The organism is Sphingomonas sp. PP-CE-1G-424, from assembly GCF_004341085.1.
GTDB lineage: Bacteria > Pseudomonadota > Alphaproteobacteria > Sphingomonadales > Sphingomonadaceae > Sphingomonas.
Window position 1 is genome coordinate 1 of the sequence record NZ_SLXW01000017.1, and the last position, 20,317, is coordinate 20,317.

Annotated in this window: 14 protein-coding genes; 7 read left to right on the top strand and 7 right to left on the bottom strand. The window is 63.0% G+C overall.

Features of this window, described 5'->3' with window-relative positions; genetic code table 11:
• Positions 1-1,186 (bottom strand): reverse transcriptase family protein (locus C8J43_RS21280; RefSeq protein WP_243645730.1); only part of this gene is annotated, 1,186 nt, incomplete at its 3' end.
• 670 nt (positions 1,187-1,856) lie between these two features.
• On the opposite strand from C8J43_RS21280, the gene C8J43_RS21285 reads away from it, so the two are divergent.
• A complete protein-coding gene (locus tag C8J43_RS21285) occupies positions 1,857-2,759 on the top strand; it encodes a DUF4365 domain-containing protein (RefSeq protein WP_133032562.1) in 903 nt (300 codons plus the stop codon).
• Between the two features lie 365 nt (positions 2,760-3,124).
• On the opposite strand, the gene C8J43_RS21290 is transcribed toward C8J43_RS21285, so the two are convergent.
• Together C8J43_RS21290 and C8J43_RS21295 are read right to left on the bottom strand one after the other, a co-directional pair.
• Positions 3,125-5,596 carry an AAA family ATPase gene (locus tag C8J43_RS21290; protein WP_133032563.1) on the bottom strand — a complete coding sequence of 824 codons (2,472 nt, stop codon included), beginning with the start codon at positions 5,594-5,596 and terminating at the stop codon, positions 3,125-3,127.
• A complete protein-coding gene (locus tag C8J43_RS21295) occupies positions 5,593-5,835 on the bottom strand; it encodes a hypothetical protein (RefSeq protein ID WP_133032564.1) in 243 nt (80 codons plus the stop codon). The genes C8J43_RS21290 and C8J43_RS21295 overlap by 4 nt, the downstream gene beginning before the upstream one ends.
• Positions 5,836-5,932: 97 nt before the next feature.
• Here C8J43_RS21295 and C8J43_RS21300 point away from each other — a divergent pair, with 97 nt between their 5' ends.
• From C8J43_RS21300 to C8J43_RS21320, 5 genes are all read left to right on the top strand, one after another.
• A complete protein-coding gene (locus tag C8J43_RS21300; protein ID WP_133032565.1) occupies positions 5,933-6,946 on the top strand; it encodes a hypothetical protein in 1,014 nt (337 codons plus the stop codon).
• Positions 6,943-7,704, top strand: a complete 762-nt coding sequence (locus tag C8J43_RS21305; RefSeq protein ID WP_133032566.1) for a hypothetical protein — start codon at positions 6,943-6,945, stop codon at positions 7,702-7,704. Before C8J43_RS21300 ends, C8J43_RS21305 begins: the two co-directional genes overlap by 4 nt.
• A gap of 68 nt (positions 7,705-7,772) precedes the next feature.
• Positions 7,773-10,016: a hypothetical protein gene (locus tag C8J43_RS21310; RefSeq protein ID WP_243645731.1), complete on the top strand. Its 2,244-nt coding sequence runs from the start codon at positions 7,773-7,775 to the stop codon at positions 10,014-10,016.
• 81 nt (positions 10,017-10,097) lie between these two features.
• Complete coding sequence (locus tag C8J43_RS21315) at positions 10,098-10,973, top strand: hypothetical protein (protein WP_133032567.1); 876 nt, start codon at positions 10,098-10,100, stop codon at positions 10,971-10,973.
• On the top strand, positions 10,973-12,079 hold the full coding sequence (locus tag C8J43_RS21320; protein ID WP_133032568.1) for a hypothetical protein: 1,107 nt from the start codon (positions 10,973-10,975) through the stop codon (positions 12,077-12,079). The genes C8J43_RS21315 and C8J43_RS21320 overlap by 1 nt, the downstream gene beginning before the upstream one ends.
• A gap of 71 nt (positions 12,080-12,150) precedes the next feature.
• Here the strand turns inward: C8J43_RS21320 and C8J43_RS21325 are convergent, their stop codons facing one another.
• The 3 genes from C8J43_RS21325 to C8J43_RS21335 all read right to left on the bottom strand — a co-directional run bounded on the left by C8J43_RS21325 (position 12,151) and on the right by C8J43_RS21335 (position 17,918).
• Positions 12,151-13,815, bottom strand: coding sequence for a hypothetical protein (locus C8J43_RS21325; RefSeq protein ID WP_133032569.1), 1,665 nt, complete (start codon positions 13,813-13,815; stop codon positions 12,151-12,153).
• 618 nt (positions 13,816-14,433) lie between these two features.
• Positions 14,434-16,935: a S8 family peptidase gene (locus tag C8J43_RS21330; RefSeq protein WP_133032570.1), complete on the bottom strand. Its 2,502-nt coding sequence runs from the start codon at positions 16,933-16,935 to the stop codon at positions 14,434-14,436.
• A gap of 2 nt (positions 16,936-16,937) precedes the next feature.
• Complete coding sequence (locus C8J43_RS21335; protein WP_133032571.1) at positions 16,938-17,918, bottom strand: ATP-binding protein; 981 nt, start codon at positions 17,916-17,918, stop codon at positions 16,938-16,940.
• 385 nt (positions 17,919-18,303) lie between these two features.
• On the opposite strand from C8J43_RS21335, the gene C8J43_RS21340 reads away from it, so the two are divergent.
• Positions 18,304-19,191 (top strand): hypothetical protein, encoded by an 888-nt coding sequence (locus C8J43_RS21340; RefSeq protein ID WP_133032572.1) that lies wholly within the window; start codon positions 18,304-18,306, stop codon positions 19,189-19,191.
• A gap of 194 nt (positions 19,192-19,385) precedes the next feature.
• Here C8J43_RS21340 and C8J43_RS21345 read toward each other — a convergent pair whose 3' ends face one another.
• Complete coding sequence (locus C8J43_RS21345) at positions 19,386-20,303, bottom strand: hypothetical protein (protein ID WP_133032573.1); 918 nt, start codon at positions 20,301-20,303, stop codon at positions 19,386-19,388.
• Positions 20,304-20,317 lie beyond the last annotated feature (14 nt).

A 20,317-nucleotide genomic window follows, 5' to 3' on the forward strand; every position in this document is an offset into this window, starting at 1 on the left:
ATGCTCGCGCAGCACGCCAATGATCTGATCCTCGGTAAATCGGCCTCGCCGCATCACTCGTCTCCATCTGACGAGCTAACTTACCAATGGCATGATTTATGGGGAGCAGGTCAACCCACACAGACCTATTTAACCGCTCATGGCGGGTCGGCTGGACCTTGATCGACTGTTTTGGAAAAGCCGTATTGAAACGCAGCGCCAGCGCACGATAGACGGGATCAGCAAGACCCTTCACATTGCCGAGCCAAGCTATTTTGCCTTTGAGATGAGTGCCTACGTCGGCTTTTCCGCCAAAGTCAGCAGCATAGCGAGTTTGCGCCGCGGCCACGTCCTTTTCCACGGCGTAGAGTGCTGCGCGTACGTTGCGTACGAAACGCCGGTCAACGTTTAATCCCTCGTTGACCTTCAGACCGGTCACCACTCGCCGCGAATGCTTGTCCGCGTAATGAATCTTGTCCGGATTCAGTGTGAAACCATTATTAGCAAACACCGCCTGCAACGCGTCTGACAACAGTTCGGGGGCTACCTGACCTGTGGGCGGCAATGCCCCATCAAACAGCGGGGCGAGCGGACGCAGGCTCGAAAGGCTGATATCGTCCGCGTAGCGTGTGTAGATGCACTTCGCGTCCTTCGCGAGTTTGAGTAGTGCGCGGTCGAGCCGGAAACATACCATGTTGGAGAGGACCGGGCTGGCAGGGCCACCTTGGGGTAAATGCCCCCCGTAACAACAAATACGAGCGACCGTCTCCGCCACGTCGCTCGGGACGCCGATGGCGTTAAGAATTCCGGAAACTCTGCGTTCGGTGATTGAGCCAAAGAAATCCTTGATGTCGAGATTGAGGATAAAGCGCTGCTTGAGATGAGAAGTCGCGTTGGACTTCACTGATTTACCAGACACATAGCCATGGACTGGTTTGCGGACCGGATACAGCGTGTCGAGGAGCTCAGCGATTTGGCGCTGGAGGAATTTAAGCCGCCGATCAGGCGCATTGATAGGCCTCGGCTTGCCGCTTTTCTTGGCGACATCGAAATTTTCGTACATCTTTTCGCGATGATACCAGATCTTTTTCAACTCTGCAGGGGAAACGCTGAGATGAACGAGAAGCGCTGCCTTGCTCACGAGTTCTGGTGGTATCGGTACGTGGACAGGAGCGGGAATGCCGAAACGTTGCCAGCCGTTGGGCACGAGGTCTCCCTTCCAATCACGCCACGGTCAATCAATCAATCGTCATGGCGCGCACGACATATCTAGACATTTGCTCTTACGCCGCAGTTACTACAGCGCGTATGCGAGGGGAGACCTCGTCCAGCTGGATTATCAGGGAACCTGGTCACTTTCTAGCCTACAGATAGAGTAAGTCGGATCCGGCTGAATGTTTTAAAATGAATGGCCGCTCTCAGACTCGCGCGCAGCTATCAGAATAATGCGATTTGGCGCACAGCTGCCTGATCGATCAGTCTCAGACAAACGACCGGTTTCTGCGGGACCCGACGTTCACACCGCTACCGACGAACGGCATGAGTTCGTCGAACCCTGCGCTTCCCGGCTCTACTCGAGCAAGGCCCGGTTCTGGTCAATCAGGCCCCGTGAGCCCCCCCAGTTTCGGGTACACATCCATTGGCGCCGGGCATCTCAGGCTGTTGAAGACCTGCTCGGCGCCGAGTTTCCCTCTTGCCCGTACTGGGGAGTTGCGAGCACAAACTGATGCGCGGTCGCGGGCGCGGCGGCCAACGCACAGGCGAGCAGAAGACAAGCGATGGACATGATCAACCTCCCGTTCAACCAGACACGTCTGGAACTGACGCTTGGGTGAGGTTTCGTCACGCTCAGCAGTCGGCCCGCGCGAACCCCGGCGATGAGATACGAGCACAGCGCTGCCCAGGGCGACCAGGGCGTCACCTTCGTCAAGCTCCTGATCGAACGTCAACTCGGGTGGATATTCCGGTACATCTCAGGACCCGATGTCGGGATCGACGGCCTCGTGGAGCAGGTCAAGGATGGCGAGGTGACCGCGCGGTGGATCTCGACGCAGATCAAGAGCGGCTCGAGCTACTTCTCCGAAAGCGGCCGGGACGGGGTCGTCTTCCGTGACAGTCGTGAACACTTGGACTACTATCTTCAGCACGACTGCGCCGTCGTCGTGATCTTGCATCATCCTGAGACCGACGAGGCGATCTGGCAGTGGGTCGATCAGAGGACGGTCGTTGAGACCCAGAAGGGCTGGAAGCTGCTCGTCCCGCACGACCAGCGGCTCGGTGCGAGCACGGCTGGGGCCTGGAGCCGTCGTCTTCGCGGGAGGCGGAGGCCGCCTCTCCTCGCGGACCTGCAGCCGGTAACGACCGTCAGCGACGGCTCCCTTGCGACAATCCATGACGTGCTGGAAAGCGCCGAGCATAGCCTCCTCGTCTCGGCCCCGCATCTCTCGGTCGAGATGCTCGCCCTGCTGGAGTTCGTCGCGTCGAGGCTCGACGTGCGCGTGCTGACCTCGGAAGCGTCGTTGGCTGCGCCTATCCTGCGCATGGCCCGCCCGGAACGTCTTGCGCTACGGATTGTGGAGCAGCTCCACGCCAAGATGTTCGTGGTCGACAACGAAGCGGCATGCCTCACCTCCGCGAACTTCACCAATCGCGGAGCTGCTTCATCAGCGAGGGAGGTCATTACAATCGTCCGAGCACCGGACGTCGTGGAAGGCGCGAGGCAGGGCTTCGAAGAAGCGTGGATGAACGGCCGGCCCGCGAGCTACTTCGATCTGACTTGAGGCACGTTGCGGCCCGCCTCCTCCGCGGCAGGCGAATGGCCGGTTCCGGCACGAGCGGTCGTTCGTCGACCGGTCACCGAATGACCTGAACTGGTCGAAAGCCGCCTGCAGCTTCGCGCCAGCACTGACCCAAACTCGGTCGCCTATTGTCAGATCGGCGCTCCCCGGAAACGGACGCCAATTCTGCGCGCGAAGGACCGCACTTAGTCATGTCACCGTGCTAACCTGTGCGCGAGGCGTCACGTACCCGGCAGCCAATGTCCGCGGCTCGCCCCACGCACAAGCGGTCCTCGACGGTCTGGAAAAGATGTCGAGCAACCTCTCGGCAAAAATCAGGAAGTCTGGCAGCCCCACCCCTGAACACCTCACAAGCGTTGGCCCAGCGAGCGATAATATCTTCGTTGGGCCGATCCTGACGGATGCTCGAACTGGAAACAGCCCGCGAAGTCATCGATCGCCTGCATCACACCGCGCAGCGCTGGAGCCGTGAAGGCCTGGGTCTGCCCCGTCGACCAGTGGGACAGGTAATTCGACACGATGGTCGCAACGGCTGTGCTGAGGCCGGCGACTTGGGCGGGTTCGAGGATTAGCTGGTTGGCGGCGCGGTGCAGCGCGACAGCGCCGTTGATCGCGTCGATCATGTTCTTGGCCATGTGCTTTTCATCATTGAAGGCGAGGCCGATCGGCACGGGGATGTTCACCTTGGCGATGACCTCCTCGAGCTTGAACTCCAGATATTGCCGAACCCGGGGCGCGGCGTCGGTCGTGTTGCCTGTGTCGAGGAAGCCAATCGTCGCACCGCGGATTTTGTGGATCGCACCTGACTGCGGCAGCACCGACGTGCGCGGGGTACCCTGGATGCACTGATGCCACCAGCCGTCGCCGTTGGAATGGGTGTTGAACAGCTTCTCCAGCGCGGTGTCGTGGCTGAGCAGGATCACCTGCGGGCCGGTGGCGACGCCTGGCCGCGCAAATTGGGACTTGATCACGTTCATCAGGTGGAACTGATGCCCGGAGTCGAAGCTTGAGGTGACGTCGTCGAGGATCAGAAATTTGGCGCCGCCCCCGTAAAGCGACGCGGCCGCCAGATAGACGCTGATCGCGAAGGCGTTGCGGTAGCTTTCGGACAGCACCGCCTGAGCCGAGACGTCGGTCAGCGACCAGAAATTGGCCAGTGATATCGAGAGGTCCTCGCTGCCCGCCCGCTTCTTCAGCGCCGGAACGACGTCGCTGAACATGATGGCGGCAAAGATGCTACGCGTGGCGGGCTCGATCGCCGCCAAGCGTCTCGCGCCAGCATTGGACTCCGCCGTAGCGAATGCGCCGCACGCCGTATCGAGGAAGGCTTTCACGCGGGCGATGCGGGCCAGCTCGGCGCTGACGGCTTCGAGGTCAATGTTCGCCGTACGCAGGTCGCGAAGGTTTGTCTGCAGCCGTCGCGCGGCTTCGGCCTTCTCGACCACGGCGGTCAGCTTCTCGGGAAGGGAACGCTCAAGCGCCTCCTTGGCTTGGCCAAGCGCCTCGACCTTGACGTGGGCGCGGGCGACGAGCAGCTCGACCCAATCCGTCAGCGTCCACGCGGTCTCTGCGCTCAGGCGCCCCTCGGCGCCGCTGCTCCGGGCGAGCGCAAGCGCCGCGGGCTCTTCGGGCAGTCGGGCAAGATTCTCCAGCGCATCGAGCTGGTTCCACCCTTTGGCCGACCAAATATCCGACACCGCCTTCGACGTCTGCTCCACGGTATCGAATGCCGCGAGCTTAGAGCGCACATGGTCCCGCAACGAGGCCTCAGCGGCCCGATCGCAAGTGGGGCACAACGCAGGGTCCTCCCAAGCCGGGTCGCTGAGGATGGTCTCGCTTAATCCGTAAAGCTGGCGGAAGACGTCGCCCTGGGTTTGCAGCAAGGCCGCGTCGCGGGCCTCGGCGAGGGAGATCAGCGCCTCGGCGTCGGCCACGCTCGGCGCGGCGTTGACGGCGTCCGACCATGCCGTGTGCTGGCGCAGCAGCTTCGCCAGTTCTTCGCGCTTTTCGCCGCCCTCGGCGGCTTTCGCCGCATCGACGCAGGCGGCGGGATCAATCGCCTCAAAAGCGCGGCCCTCACAAAGCGGGCGCAGTATCTCGATGCCATGCAGGGCTGAATGGGCCTTCGCCAGGAAGGCGGCCTCCGACTCGGCCGGATCAAACGCATCGCCGACAAGCGCCAGATAGGCTTCCTTGATCGCCGCTTGCGCGCGCTGACCGCTCACGGTGGCGCTGTTGCGGGTCGTCTCCTTGGCGCTGACCGCGAAATGATTGTTGAAGGCCTTGGTGTGCGACATCGTGGCGAGCGCCTGGCGGAGCGCCGAATAGCGCTTGAGGCCGAGCAGGCCGGCGAAAGACCGGCCGCGCTTCTGCGGCGTGAGGTCGATGAAATCCTGGAAGGTCCGGCCGTCGAGCAGTACAAACTCCCGGTTCAAATCCTCGAGGATCGCGGCGCCATCGGCGCCGCCGGTCGCTGACACGGTTCGGCCGCCGGCCGCGTCGCGTTCCACAGTGACCGTGACGGCGTCGCCCAGCGCGGCAGGCAGCAAGGTCAGCGCGATCCGCCCGACACCGCCGCTATGGAAGCGGTTGAGGTAATAGGATGCGCCCTTTTCGCTCGCAGGCAGGTCGTCGAGCTTCGCGATGCGCCCGGTGATGGCGTAGACCACGGCGTCGAAGATTGAGGTTTTGCCGACGCCGTTGGGCGCAGAGATCGAGTTGATCTGATCTGGCCGGAACTTCAGGACGAGTGGCGCGCCCTCGTTGTTGACGCCGCGAAAGCCCTCGATCGAGAGCTCCTTCAGATACCAGCCGCTCATTGTCCCTCGCCCTCGTTGGCCTCGGGCGAGCCGGCGTCGGCTGGGGCGGTCGCCGCGTAGAGCGCGTCGAGAAGCTGATCCTGATCGATAGCAACGTCCAGGCTCAGGTCGGAAAGCACGGGGGCGAGAATCTCCGCCAAGGGAACATCCGCCAGCTTCATCGCTTCGGCAAAGGCGGCGAGCGTCTGGTCGACCGTCAGGTTGTCATCGACCTCGAAAGCGATTGTCTGCTTAGGCATTCTGGTCCTCCCCCGCACGAGGTGCGGCTGACTTGCGCGACCATCGACACTAACGCGAGATTGCACAATAACAGAATAAGAGTTACTGTGCAGCACGATGTTAGCGATCTCGACAGACCGGCATAAGACCCTGCTCGCGGCGACGGGGGCCTATGTAGAGACGGTCCTGCAGGCACCGCTGGTTATCAACGGGCCCATACCCAGCACCACACTGCCGGCGTTTCTGACACAGCGCTATGTCCTGATCGAAGGCGCAATCCTCAACCGGCCCTGCATTCTGATGCTGGCGGTCGACATTCAGGACGACACTCCTGCCACGATCGCGAAGCATCGCGATCTTGTGCGTCGCCAAGCGCCCGGACGCGCGGTGATCCTCGTGACCGAGCGGCTTAGCAACCACAACCGCCATCGCCTCATTGCCCAGCACGTCCCCTTCATCGTACCCGGCAATCAGCTGTTCGCGCCGGAGCTGGCAGTGGATCTGCGGGAGCATTTTCGCAGCGACCGCAACGCTCCGGCGGATGGCCTCGCACCTACGGCGCAGCTGATCCTGCTGGCGGCCTTAATGAACCGCGTCCCGCCCGAGACCACGGCGACCGAACTGGCGTCGCAGTTTCGCTACAGCGCGATGAGCATGGGCCGGGCGATCACCGAACTGGAGGCCTTCGAGCTGGCGCAGACCGAGGCCGCCGGTCGCTTCCGCCATGTTCGCTTCACGCTTCCACGCGAGGCTCTGTGGGCTCGCGCGCGTTCCCATTTGCGCTCCCCCGTGCGCAAGCGCCGCCGAGTGCGACAGCCTCCGCACGGCCTCGACCTGCCGCTGTCGGGTGAGACGGCACTTGCCGAACGAACCGACCTGTCGGCGCCACGGATTGAAACGCGGGCCGTAGCGGCGGCGGCCTGGAAGACCCTTGCGACGCGCTACCAGCTTGATGGTCCACCGGCGTGGGATGAGCCGGTGATCGAACTCGAGACCTGGAGCTATGATCCTCTGCTGCTCGGCGACGCCGGAATGGTCGATGTTCTGTCGCTATGGCTGAGCCTGCCGGACGGCGCCGATGATCGCGTCGCGGCCGCGAAGGACGCCCTGCTTGGCCAGGTGGGCCTGTGAAGGGGCTCGACGTCTTCCGGCAGCATTTCGACGGCCTGTCACACCATTATGTGCTGATCGGCGGAGCCGCGTGCGAGATCGTCATGGAGGAAGTCGGTCTGGACTTCCGTGCAACGAAGGACCTCGACCTGGTCATTCTGGTCGAGGCACTCGATGCCGCGTTCGGCGCGCGGTTCTGGGCGTTCGTCGAAGCGGGCGGCTATCAGCAGCGCGAACGAAGTGGCGGAGGGCGGGAATTCTACCGCTTCCAGAAGCCTGCCGATCCTCGATTTCCGGCGATGCTCGAGCTCTTCTCGCGCGCGCCCGACGCCATCACGCCGTCCGAGGGCAGCGCGCTTACGCCGCTGCCGATCGATGAGGATATCGCCAGCCTGTCAGCCATTCTGCTCGACGACGCCTATTACAACGCTCTGATCGAGAACGGCCGTACGGTCGACGGCGTCGCGGTGCTCGATGAGCGGATGCTGATCCCGTTCAAGGCCAAGGCTCACCTGGATCTCGCCGCGCGGCGCGAGGCCGGCGAACCGGTCGACCAGAAGACGGTCCGCAAGCACCGAGCCGACGTATTCCGCCTGTTGCAGCTTCTGGCCGATGATGAGCGGATCGCTTTGCCAGAGGCGATCGAGGCGGACCTGGCAGCATTCGCCGCGAAGGTCGATGCCGATGGAGATTTCCAGCCCAAGGACATCGGACTGGCGGGCGACGCCGCTTTCCAGACCGCGCGCTTGCGAAGCATTTATGGCGTCGCTGTCGCATGACCGCCGAGAGTGTTCAGACCGAGCCGGCAGTGTCGCATGAGCGGAGCGCGCACGGTCCCTGGAGCGACTTGGCGCTGCATACGATCGGCTGGCGCGCTTTCCAGGATCTCTGCTCGCAGGTGTGTGAAGTGGTGCTCGGCCGCCCGGTCGAGATCTTCCGCGAAGCGCAGGACGGTGGCCAGGATGCCGTCTTCCTCATCCCCAGCGGCCCCGACGCATCGCCGATCGGCACGGTCCAGTGTAAACACACGTCGGACGCGGGCAAGGCGCTGAAGGTCTCCGACCTCACCGGCGAGATCAGCCATGTCGAGGAGCTGGTCAAAAACGGCCAGGCCGACACCTATGCGTTCATGACCAATATGAGCGTGGACGCGCCGGTCGCCGCTGCAATGCGCGCCAGACTGCGCGCGCTCGGCGTGCGCAAGCCGCATATCCTTGGGCGGCAATATATCGTCCGCGTCATCCGCGGCAGCGCGCGCCTGCGCGCGTTGGTCCCGCAGGTCTACGGCCTTGGCGATCTCACCTCGATCGTCGACGAGCGGCTGAGCGAGCAGAGCCGCGCGCTGCTCGACAGCTGGATCCCGAAGCTGCGTACCTACGTACCCACGAAGGCGCATCGCGATGCCGTCAACGCCATCTCCGCCCATGGCGTGGTGCTGTTGCTCGGCAACCCTTCGAGCGGAAAGTCGGCGATCGGCGCCATCGTCTCCACCATCGCATCGGAGAATCCGGACAATACCGTCCTGGCGCTGACCAGCCCGCGCGATTTCGAAGCCGGCTGGAATCCCAACGATCCAGGCCGCTTCTTCTGGATCGACGACGCGTTCGGATCGAATGTGCTGCGCGATGACTATGTCCAAGATTGGGCATCGGCGTTCTCGAAGCTTCGCGCGGCGATCAAGCACGGCAACCGTTTTCTGCTGACGTCACGCAAGCACATCTACGAGGCGGCACGCCGCCGGCTCGGCCAGCGCAATCTCGCGCAATTCGCTGATGGCAGCGCCGTCGTCGACGTCGGTGAGCTGACTTTGGAGGAGAAGGCGCAGATCCTCTACAACCACGTCAACTTCGGCGCCCAGAGCCAGAGCTGGCGCTCCAGCGTCAAGCCGCACTTGGCGGCGGTCGCCGCCGTCCGCGATTTCCTGCCTGGCATCGCCGAGCGTCTTGGCGATCCGAACTTCACCAAGAGCCTGGCACCGCGCGAGACCTCGCTCGTCCAGTTCATGGAAGAGCCGACCGAACATCTCGTCGACACCATAAACGCGTTGGACGATCCGCTGCAGGCCGCGCTGATCCTCGTCTATGTGCATCAAACCGGCTTCGACCCGACCGACTATGACGCTTCGGCCGCCCAAGCCGTCGCCGAACTGACGGGCTTCGCCCTGAGCAGGATCCAGGATTGCTTCGTCGAGCTGAAGGGCTCTTTCCTCAAGCTATCGGGCGCGAGTTGGACCTTCGCCCATCCGACCATCTCCGACGCGCTTACGGAAATCCTGCGCCAGAAGCCGCACATGATGGCGGCGCTCCTGCACGGCGCGACGATCGATACAATCCTGAGCAGTTTCACCTGCGAAGGGTCGCCCCTCATCCGCGACGCGCTGTTGATCCCGTCCAAGCTCGACGATGCGCTGGTCGCTCGCCTCGGCCGGACTCCCAACGAGTGGCACCGTAACTGGATGCTCTTTCACTTCCTGTGCTATCGCGCCAGCGAGGCGGTGTTTGGCAAGACGGTCCGGCAGTTCCCCGACCTGCTCCGCCGGGACTGCTGGTCGACCGACCTTGCCGGGAACGATCCCCGGATGGCCACCTATGCCCGCGCACATTCGCTCGCGCTGTTGCCGCAGGATTTGCGCACGGAGGCGGGCGAGAGCCTGGAATCCTCTACGATAAACGCGCTCGACGTGTCGTTCTTCGCCGAGGAGGCGATGCTGGCTCTCATCCCGCCGCTGAAGCTCGTCGGACTGGGGCTCGCGCTGCGAACCACCGTTCTGCCTTCGCTCGAAGATCGGATTGACGAAATCACCTCTGACGCCGATTTGGACGAAGAGCCCGATAGCCACTTCAATAAGCTGGTGGGGGTGCTCGACCGCGTCGAGGAGATCGGCGTCGATACCGAAGCTGCGGCCCTGATCGACGACGCGCGCGATCAGGTCAAACGGTCGATTGAGACGCTCGAGGAGCGCAAGCGGGAACGGGACGAAGAGGTGGAAGACGACACCGACTGGACCCACATCGTGACGCAAAAGAAGGAAGAGCCGCCTGTATCGCCGACCGCATCGAAGCGCTCGGTGTTCGACGACGTCGACACGTGATGCAAATAACCTCGACCAATGCAGCGCCCATCAATGCGCTGTCTATAGCGACCGCGCTCAACGAAGCCACGCCCGACGCCCATGGCCGATAACGAACAGGCGCTCTGCGAAGCGCTGATCCGCCTCCTTGAAGAAGATCTCGAAGCCGAGCGCAGCGACGTCACTTATCCAGAGACCGACCAGTCCGGGCCCCCGGTCGAGATGCGGCTGCGCCTCGGCGAGCAGAGACTCGCCATTGAGCACACGCTGGTCGAGCCGTTTCCCCAGGCCATCCAGACCGGAAAGTGGTTCCAAGAACTGACCGAGGAGATCGAGGCCGGCCTGAACGGGGTGATGCCGCCGCCGGGAACCTACCGCCTGATCTTCCCGATCCATCCCACCGAAGGCAAGCCGCGACGGACACACGCTGCCCTGCGGGAGCGTATCATGCGATGGGTTCGCGAGGCCGGCGAGGCGCTGCACGGCGAATGCCCCGAGCGGCTCGACCGAAACCGTCGCCCGAATGGCTATCGCGGCGTACGAACGACCGAGATCGAGGGTATTCCGCTCTCGCTCTCGCTTGTCGTGCATTGGTCGGAAAGTGGTCGCCACGACGGCGCGCTGTTCTTGTCGCGCGCGGTCGGCGACGACGTCGAAGGCCAGCGCCGCATCCGCATCCGGACCGCCCTCGACAAGAAGCTGCCGAAGCTCGAGTCGTGCCGGGCGGAAGGCGATGTGACCGTGCTGATCCTCGAATATTCAGACATCGCTCTGACCAACCAGGTCCTGGTCGCCCAGGCGCTAGAGGCCGAGCTGGTCGGTCGGGACGACTGCCCCGATCACATCTTCCTTGCCGACACCACCGGCGGTGAGATGTGGTACTTCTTTCAGCCGGTGGCCGACGGCCGCTTCTCGATTGACATGGATTATATCGACATCGTGCCGCCCGTTGACGGTGCCACGACAGAGGAGCCGTGATGCTCGACGTCCAGGACATCCGCGGACCCGCAATCGCACTCGGCGGCCTGGAGGGCGTCGATCGGTCCCTGACGTTCCACTATGACGAGACGAACAATATCCGCCGGCTGCTGCTGACGCCCGGCGGCCTGAACGTGCGCGCGCCGCAATGCTTTGTGCTTGGCGGCGTCGTCCATACCGGGCCCGTTCCGCAGCTTGATTTCGAAGACCTACGCCTGGCGTTCGGCCTGCAGAAATCATCGGTCGAACTGAAACTGGAGCACCTTGGCAAAGGGGATTTCCTGTCGCTGCTCGACGCCCCCCGGGTCGGCCGCTTCCTGGACTGGCTGTCGACGTCGGGCGCGCTTGCGCACTATCAGGTTCTCGACCCACTCTACTGGTCTCTCGTCGATGTCGTCGACTCGATCATCACAGAGGATGGCAATGTCCAGCTTATGATGGTCGCACCGTTGCTCAAGAACGACCTCTTCACGCTACTGCGCGACGACATCGACGGCACGGCCAAAATGCTCGGACGTTACAGCTATCCTAATGTCGGTCCAGCGCGGCGCTCGGCCTTTGTCGCGGAGCTCCGCGATCTCCTCAAGGCCCGGTCGGGCCTGCTGCCCGCCTTCAATTATCAGATGCTGAAGGGGCTGCTGGAGATCGCAGCCAAGCTCGACAGCCTCGCGTATCTGGAGGATGAGACCCCCAATATTCTGATCGATGGCTTTGGCGCCTTTTACCTCCATCGCTTGGCGCTGTTTAAGAATGCCAGGCACATCCTCGACATCGAGAAGACGATTGAGACCTACCTCGGGTCGCTCAATCTGCGGGATGGCTCGGCGCCGCTGAAGCATTTCGAATTTGTCGACTCTCGCGCCACACCTTGGGTCCAGCTGTCGGATGCTCTGGTGGGCCTGTTGGGCAAGCTCTTCAGCTACGCGAGCCACACACCCTTGCTGGAAATCGAGGCGGCGGTCGCCAGTCTGAACGCTCGTCAGCGTCGCGCGCTCGACGTGCTCACGGATATCCTTAGCCGATCGCTCGACGATTGCGCGGGCTTCGCCCACTATATCGTGTCGCTTGAAGATCATCGGCGCCGCACCGCGATCCTCGGCTTCTGACGATCAGATCCACGACGCTGTGAGGCTGGCGTCAAGGTCCCGATGGGCTAGCGCGATGGTGGGGTCTTCGATCAGTCGGCCGTGTCTGCCGGCGGCGCCGCGCCGCCCGAGGCGATCGCCTCGCTGACCTCCCGAACCGTGGCGACGAACGCTTTTAGGAGCTGACAACCTTGCTCGACCGGGTGCGTGTCGGGCGCCGTGATCTTGGCCCGCTCCTTTCCGCTCGCGACGAGGCTCGATCCAAGATGCGCGTCGGCGTTGCGCAGGTCGTTGATCCCGAACAAGGGCGCCATCGCCACCCGAGCGGCGGCATCCCCCAGCGATTTCGCGACCAGCCGCTCCAAGGTCTTTAGCTCGCGCAGCTTCTCCTTGGTCGCGACGCCCGCCGGCCCGCGCAAGGCGGCCAGATCGATGCGCTCGGTGAGCAGCCGGTTCAGTTCCTTGGCGAGGGCGAGCAGCCCGTCCTGCTCCACCGCCCGGAACCGATGCGTCCGTCTGATGATGGCCTCGACCGCGCCATGATCGCGAAGCACGGGAGCGCCGAACCGGCTCTGGAACGCCTTATCGAGCGCATCGAGAACGTCGGCGACCTGCGCCTCGGGCGCCGCCGTGGCAGCGGGATTGCAGTTCATCTGGGCATCGAACAGCTCGCGGGACGCGCCGCCGTCCAACGGCGTGCTGTGAGCCGCCCAAATCCGCTGCTCCCACCCATCGAGTTTGGCGATGTCTTTCGCGAAGATCGTGACGAGGCCCAGCGCATTGACGCCGAAATGGATGCCGGTGTCGGCGGCGGTGATGCCGCCCGTGTCGCGGCTGTACCAACCGAGCCGTCCGCCCCGGAAGTGCAGCAGCGCGGGGACGAGCGTCGGCTTGAACGCGAGATAGGTCATCGAGCCGATACATTGCGCGGCGATCTTGCGATTGCCGTCCGTACCGACCGCGAAACTCACATCATCGGGTTCCGGGTCGCCGCGAACGCGGATGCTCTGCTTGCCCGGTTCGAACCACTCGGTGCGCCAGAGGACGCCGAGGCCCCGGAAATGAAACGATGGGTCGGGCGGGAAGTCCGCATCGGTGATGTAGAGTTCCCGACTATCGCGACCGGCCGACCATTCACGCGGCGTGTCAGCCCAGCTGTACGGCGGCTTCTCCGCGAAATACGCGGATCGCTCGTGGTAGCTCGAAAGATACAGCGCCATTCCCCGGGCAGCGAGATAGTCGGACAGCATCTCGGCGCGGATTTCCAAGAGGACGGGGCTCCCCTCCGCATCCCGTTTCAGCCGGGCGACCTCGATCCACCCCTCATCGGGGCGGAACCAGGTGTCGCCCTCGCGCTCGAGCTTCAAAGCGATCGCGAGGTCCTGATGCAGGTGCCATGTCTGGCGCTCGAAGCCGTCCTTGCCCTGGGCGACAACGAGGCGCGTCCCGACGATCGCGCGGTCATCGCTCCAGTCGCAATGAACATCCGCCTGCCGGTAGAGGCCCTTTTCGACGCTCGAGCTATGCGTCGAGGTGTCGACCTCGCTCCACGTGAGCGTGTCGACCGCGCCCCGATCGGCCGACAGGACCGCGAGGGTGGCGATACCCGCATATTCGCGAATCGCGCCGATGCCGGCGAACGGACTGTCGTGCTCGGTCTCGCCGTCTTGGCGCAAGGGTATCCAGCTTCGCCCTTGCACCGGGCGCATATCGTCGAGTTCAAAGAACCGTGGGCTCAGGGTCGAGGCTTCGATCATGGCGGAGTTATAGAGTAGGCCCGCGTTAGTGCCGCATATTTGTATCCGTTCGCTGTTTTTTAGCAGCCTGCAACCGGTGCGATCCGGCCCAGCAGTCTGCCTCCGATAGGCGGGTAAAGGGACGAATGAACAAACGGTGGCTTATAGCGATCGCCATTCCAAACCGATCGTTCCGCCTCCCCCAGTTTAGACGCAGTAATTCCCCGATCTTTGTCCGGAGGCGGCGCAGACGGTCGACAATTCAGAGCGCTATCGGTCGCTGGCGTTGATCGGCGCGATTGGCGGCTATCGGCGGGATCGGACGTTCACAGGAATAAATATGAACGGCTGACTTTGGTCGACACCCGCCAACCGCCTCGCTTCAGCGAGGACCCACAAGACGACATTCAGCGGCCGTTATGCACTTCCCAACTTCAGACATTCGTTCGTGCCCGTTTAACACCTCGATCAGCGGCCGTGGAATGAGACGAAGTGAACTGACGAGCGAGCTGGCCGGCGGGAAAATTGCCGATCGACCAAATCCGAAGCGGCCCTAGGTTTCCAGATGCACCCGAGGCGCGTCGGCCGCGTTGGCAATCTACTCACCGGCGGCAGTGCGATCAACCGACCGATGCTCGTCTAGATTTCGATCGCGATTTCCGAAGCAATTTGTGTCGCTACCTCGGTATATAATTCTGTTCCCGGTGCTGCTCGAATGCTGGCAATGAGGCTATAGCGCACTGGCTCGCCGGCGCGGCCTTGGGCAACATTCTCCCGCCACCAGCCGCCCGTCGGATAGACAATGATCGCGTCGCGAGCGGCAAGCTCAGTCGCGGTGCCTTCCCAAATATCCGCGTGCAGCGACCCTTTGTTGCGCAGTTGCGGTCCCACAACCCAGCCCGTTTCCGATGCAGCGCGCTTAGGCGGCCGAGCGCCCGCTTCCGAGGTCCGACGTCGCAGGAAGGTGTCAAGCGCGTCATCCGCGTGCTTCAGGTCGAAGCGCAAACCGTGGCTCGCATAGACGTGCCGCCTCGACAATCCGCGCTCCCCGGGATTTGGCTCGATGAAGTAACTTAAGGTTATCCGCAGTTGGACGAGCGTCGCAGGGTCCAGTGCCAGCAGTGCCTCGCGCGGCCATGGTAGCCGATGAACCGCCAATTCATCCGTGACTGCTGCTCCGCTCTTCATCTTGAACGGCACGATCTCGTCCTCAGTGACGAGGGTCACATCGTGATCGAGGCTACCAAGCGCGCGCACCAGCGACGGGACGCCAAAGCCGTAGCGCCGCACGAGCGCGGGCTTGCCGATGGCACCCTGATGGGCTCGCATGGCAGCGGTCCACTCTGCAGAATGAACGATCAGACCGCGGACCGTCTCAGGCCATAGGGCTGGCTTTTCCGCCATTATCTGCGCCGCCATCCGTGCCGCGAGCGCGGTCGCTGCGCTGGTGTCGCCCGTCGTCGTGAACGGCCGCTCTGCCATTGAGCGATAGGTAGTCAGTAAGGCGAGATCATCTACATGGTCGCCCTGCCCCGTGGCCGGATCGTGCCCGATGTTGCCGCCTTCGAATACGACGTCGGGCTTGAGCGGCCATTCGCGGGTCCAGCTGACGGACGTGCGGCTGCGCGGCATGATGTCGCCGGCGGCTCCGAGAGCGCTCCAGCCGGCATAGCTCGCATCAGTGATCAGCGTTCGCTCCGTGAAGGCGCCGACGGTCAGTGCATTCCAGGCCTGGGCCGGGCTCTCGATCGGCATCGTGTCGTTGCGGGCGGGGTAGTCGGCCGCGACGATCGCCTCGCGGATATTGCCCGCAGCGACCGCGATAAACCGTTGCACCTCGTCGCGCCCGAACGTGAGCGCGTCGAGCTTCGCCGACCAGGCCGATGGTCTGCCCCGACCATAATCGCCGAGACTGGTGACAGCGAGGCAGATCGCCCTTGGCCGGTTCGGCGCCGCGATCTCGGCGCGAGCGATAGCCTGGGCGGTGATCGCCCCATAGAGATCGGGGTCGTTGGCCCCATGATCCGGCAGGATCTTGATAGACTCGAGCCGGTGCCGAACGACCACAGGCCCCGTTCCGTCGAGCACCTCCATGAGGTCGCCGTACAGCAGCGTACCCGACATCTGGGTGCCATGCCCGCCGTGGGCCTGCGTGCTTACATCTTCAACATTCCAGATGGCATCGAACGCCTGCTGATCGGCCGGAAGCAGATAGGGCGCGATGAGCGGATGGCCGATGGTCGTCCCGGAATCGAGCAGGCAGACGGCCGGCACCTCGCCGTCGATCGGCATGAGCCGGTCGGCTAGGTCCGCGCTCCACGTCCGCTGCTCAGCGCCGTCCATACCCATGTACAGCGAGGGCGTATCGCATGCGAGGCGGAGCTCCGCGACGCTGTCGGTGTTGGCGATGACCCGTCCGAGCTGTTCAGGCGAGCCCTTAGCGACAACGACATCACGCTCCGCAAATTCGAGACTATGTTCGCGGGTCACCATGCCAAGCGCCTGCGCAGCCTTGTCGAACGATCCTTTCGTCCCCTTGCGAACCCAGACCTCCCACCAGGCTTCGACGCCCGGTGCAGGGAAGAGATCTGCCTGATCGGTGTAGAACGACCGCGCGACCGCCAGCCGTGCGGTCTCGAGCGAAGCGACGAGGCGCTGGTTCTTCGGCTTGCGAACCTCCACGATCGAGCCATCGTCGAGCGTCTTCTGCCTGACCGTGTCGTCGTCGCGATAGGCTGCGACCTTCTTGAGGTAATAATCCTTCTGCCTCTCCGGCACGAACACAGTTGCCGAAACGAGTCCCTCCTCGGCAGGGTGCACGTTCACCAGCTCGATAGGGAAACGGCCGCGGCGGTTCTCGAGCTTGTCGACAATATCGGCCTGCCCCACTGGCAGCGTGAATTCGACGTAAAAGCCCTTCTTGCCCGCCGCCACGGCCGGCTCGCGGTTCGCCAAAATCATCTCGCCTTGTTGCACTACCTGCGTCAGGGCCTTGGTCAGCGCATCGGCATGGCCAACGCGATCGCGTTGCGGGGGTCCTCCGCCGCCATCGCCGCCCGCCTGATAAGCCGTGTATCCCTGGCGCGCCCCTGTTCTCTGCAGGTAGATATGCGGATGCGGCCGCCCTTCCTCGTCTGCCATAGTTACCGTCGGGCCGCCGCCCTTCGCTCGGCGATCGCCGCGAGAAGATCCGCTGTCTCCACGCGCTCACGCCCTGCGAGCAAGGTCCGCTTCGCCGACTCATCCGCAATGCGGGCGAGGTCCGCCTGGCTCAGTCCGTCGATCTCTCCCGTCGCTTGCTCCCAAGAGACTGAGACCGTGTCGAATGCCGACAGCCGGCCCTCTAGGATCGCTCGGGCGACGAATGCGTCCGGCAGCGCATATTCGATCACGTCGTCGAAGCGCCGGAAGAGCGCGGGATCGAGCAACTCGGGATGGTTGGTTGCCGCGACGATCAGGCCCTCGCTGTCATCCTCTTCGAGGAACTGCAGGAAGGAATTGAGCACGCGGCGGATCTCACCCACGTCGTTGCGCTCGCTGCGGCGGGCACCGATCGCGTCGAACTCGTCAAAGAAATAGACACCCCGGGTTTCAGTCATCGCCGAGAAGACAGCGCGGAGCTTCGAGGCCGTCTCGCCCATGAATTTGGTGAGCAGCCCGTCAAGAAGGACGGAAAAGAGGGGCAGCTTCAACTCGCCGGCGATGGCTGCTGCCGTCATCGTCTTGCCCGCACCAGGCGGCCCGATAAGCAGCAGCTTGCGGCGCGGCTGCAGACCATGCTGGCGCAGGCGATGCGCCTGTCGCTGCTCAACGATCACGCGTTGCAGCCGATCGCGCAGCGCCTCGGGGAGAACCATGCTCGAAAGGCGCGTGTCGACATATTTTGCCGCGACCAGGTTCGCCAGCTCGCCCCGCGGCTGCACCAGCGGCACGGCGCGAGCCCGCCCCTTCGTCGTGCCGCGGGCTCGAGCATCATCGACCATGTCGCGCAGTTGCTGGGCTACCCTGCCGTGGCCGAGACGCGCTTCGTTGGCGGCCGCCTGCATGGCGACTGTTAGGAACTGTTCCTCATCACCATCGATGTGACTTTGCAGCAACGCGACAAGGTGGGTGGCCTTTGTCACCGTAGATCGCCTGTTCTATCATTCGTCATGCACTCATCTCGCGCTGTCTAATGTGGCAACGCTCGGAAGACGCGCTTTGATCGACTGCCCCCAAGTCATTAACCGTTCTATCGTCGTTCCAGCCCGGTGACAACGAAATCCGCACATCGACCACTGGGTCTGCAGCGTGACGCAGATGCCCGTCCAATGTGCGCTCGCTCTTCATCCCATCCTTTTGCCGGTCCCTTAGTCCGGCGATCATCTAATAGCCCAAAACGCAATACCGACGCACGGTATAGAGCATTTACGTAAAGTATGGTACCTACGTAGCTTATCCTTATCACGTGAAGGCTCAACCATGGAATTTCGGTCCCCGACCGTCGCCGCTCAGCAGAACGCGAAGGCGTTGACGTACCTGACGAAGAACCTCAGCGACCCCGAGGCAGGACGCCAGCTCGTCGGGGAGCTTTTCGACGAGCTGGGCAACGCCGTTGATCGCTACCCTGACTGGCACCCGATCCTGACGGCGCCCCCGCGCAGAAGCTTCGAGCATGTCTCGGGGCTCTCGCAGATCAAGGCTTATGCCGGTATCGACCACACGATCGAGTTCGTTCGCGGTTTCGTGACCTGCCCTTACACCGACGAGAGGGCCGATCGCCTCGTCGCCTCTGCGGGACAGATAGCAGGATTGTACGCTCGACGGCTCGAGGGTCCCCTTTACGCTAACAACGCGCATCCGGTGGTGGTCGTCGCCATGGACGTCGAGCTTGAAGCCGACGGCACCATCCGCAGCCGCAACGCCCTGTCTTGGTTCGCGCAGCAGACCGCGGCGGCTGCCGAGAGTGCGAAGGTAGCCGAGACCTGGTGGAACATCCGCTCGCACCTTCTCGGCGCCCCGCACGGGTCGCGCTCGTCGTTGTTCGTGAACCAGCACACCGGGGTCCACATGCGCAAGATCCTCGAGGCCATGAACGCCAGCGGCATGTTCGGGCCCATCCTCGAATCCTCGCTCGACATGTTGTCGCCCAAGAAGCGCGCAGCGATCAGTGAGACCCTCATTCGCACGGCCGTCGATGCCTGGGACAAAGAGAGCGCGTCGTTCACGTTCGAGATGCGCGGCGAGATGTGCAAGGCGTCCTTGCGCGACACCTGGGACGACAAGACCGAGCTTTCGGTAAGCGTCGAGATCGGTGCTCACGCCCTCTATATTTCCGGCTTCTACTATCCCGAAAGCTGCAAGATCACGCACGTCGAGCCGACCGGCAAGCGCGAGGTGGCTGAGAAGTTCATCTAGGTTATGAAGTCTCAAGTCGCAGGCTTCTGCGCAAGATAGATGGGCGAGATCGACTCAAACACGACAACAACGGACGGCCGTGGGGCACGCGACGCTATTAGTCGACTTGCGTCGAGCTCGTTCGCCATCGCATCCCGTTCAGACTAGCAGGTTCTGCTCGCACCCGCCCAGGTTAGATCACGGTAGGTGCGGCTTTACTCGAGATCAGCTTCCTCGTCTGTCACGAGGTTGAGGAAGCTGACCTGAACTCGCTTCGTGCCGCGATCACCGAAGTCTGCAGCGACTTTGTCTCCGTCGATATGTATGACCGTGCCTACACCAAACAGCCGGTGCCTTACGCGGGCGTTGAGGGTGAGTGATCCATCCGAGGTCGCCGATTGAGATTCGGAGTCTGGAATAGTCGTCGACGTAGCCAGCGGCCTCGGTCGCTCTCGTGGCTCACCAAGGGCCTCCCAGAAATTGCAGCTGAAGTTGTTGAGAAAGTGCTCGCTTCGACCCGGCTTCGCCTGGAAGCTTTTCGGTATAGCCGAACCATCGCCCCCGGTTGTGAGATATTCTCGCACAGCGTGCAGCGCCAACAAGCACAGATGATCCCAGCGCTCGAAGAGTGCCTCCTGCCGCTGTGCCTCTAGCTTCGTTGAGCTCGGCTTCCGCGCTGGCTGCGGCAGTAAATAATCGGGCCGCATTTCAACATTGTGGAAAAATTTAATGGTGCCGCTAGACCATGCGCCGGTCGGACCCGTCCGCCAACGGAAATGGACATCAACCTCCACACGCTCTTGGAACCGATGGGGTGGTATGATTGCATCGTGGATCACCACGAGCTGCATTTCCGCCTCTTGATCCTCCACTCGCTGCTTCAAGCTGCTGACGATGTGTTTCAGGTCATCGCCGGAGCTCCACGCTGTGCTCCAAGTCTCCCGCCGCTTAGCCTCTGCCTTGGCCCGCGCATGTTTGTCGAGATCGCGTTCAAATCTGTAGAGGTGGTGGGCGATAGCCGCGTGCGCCCCTTCGAGGTGGAGATCGCTCAAAATGGAAGCGCGCCGCTCATCCAGCGCCTGTCTGACGCGCTCGTCCAGGCCACGAGAGTCGATTGCCTTGATCGCTGCCATCTCTCGATCGGATA

Bases quoted from the DNA above. Each gene is read 5' to 3' on its own strand.
- C8J43_RS21285 (WP_133032562.1), top strand. From the start codon at position 1,857: ATGAGATACGAGCACAGCGCTGCCCAGGGCGACCAGGGCGTCACCTTC.
- C8J43_RS21290 (WP_133032563.1), bottom strand. From the start codon at position 5,596: ATGAGCGGCTGGTATCTGAAGGAGCTCTCGATCGAGGGCTTTCGCGGC.
- C8J43_RS21295 (WP_133032564.1), bottom strand. From the start codon at position 5,835: ATGCCTAAGCAGACAATCGCTTTCGAGGTCGATGACAACCTGACGGTC.
- C8J43_RS21300 (WP_133032565.1), top strand. From the start codon at position 5,933: ATGTTAGCGATCTCGACAGACCGGCATAAGACCCTGCTCGCGGCGACG.
- C8J43_RS21315 (WP_133032567.1), top strand. From the start codon at position 10,098: ATGGCCGATAACGAACAGGCGCTCTGCGAAGCGCTGATCCGCCTCCTT.
- C8J43_RS21320 (WP_133032568.1), top strand. From the start codon at position 10,973: ATGCTCGACGTCCAGGACATCCGCGGACCCGCAATCGCACTCGGCGGC.
- C8J43_RS21325 (WP_133032569.1), bottom strand. From the start codon at position 13,815: ATGATCGAAGCCTCGACCCTGAGCCCACGGTTCTTTGAACTCGACGAT.
- C8J43_RS21330 (WP_133032570.1), bottom strand. From the start codon at position 16,935: ATGGCAGACGAGGAAGGGCGGCCGCATCCGCATATCTACCTGCAGAGA.
- C8J43_RS21345 (WP_133032573.1), bottom strand. From the start codon at position 20,303: ATGGCAGCGATCAAGGCAATCGACTCTCGTGGCCTGGACGAGCGCGTC.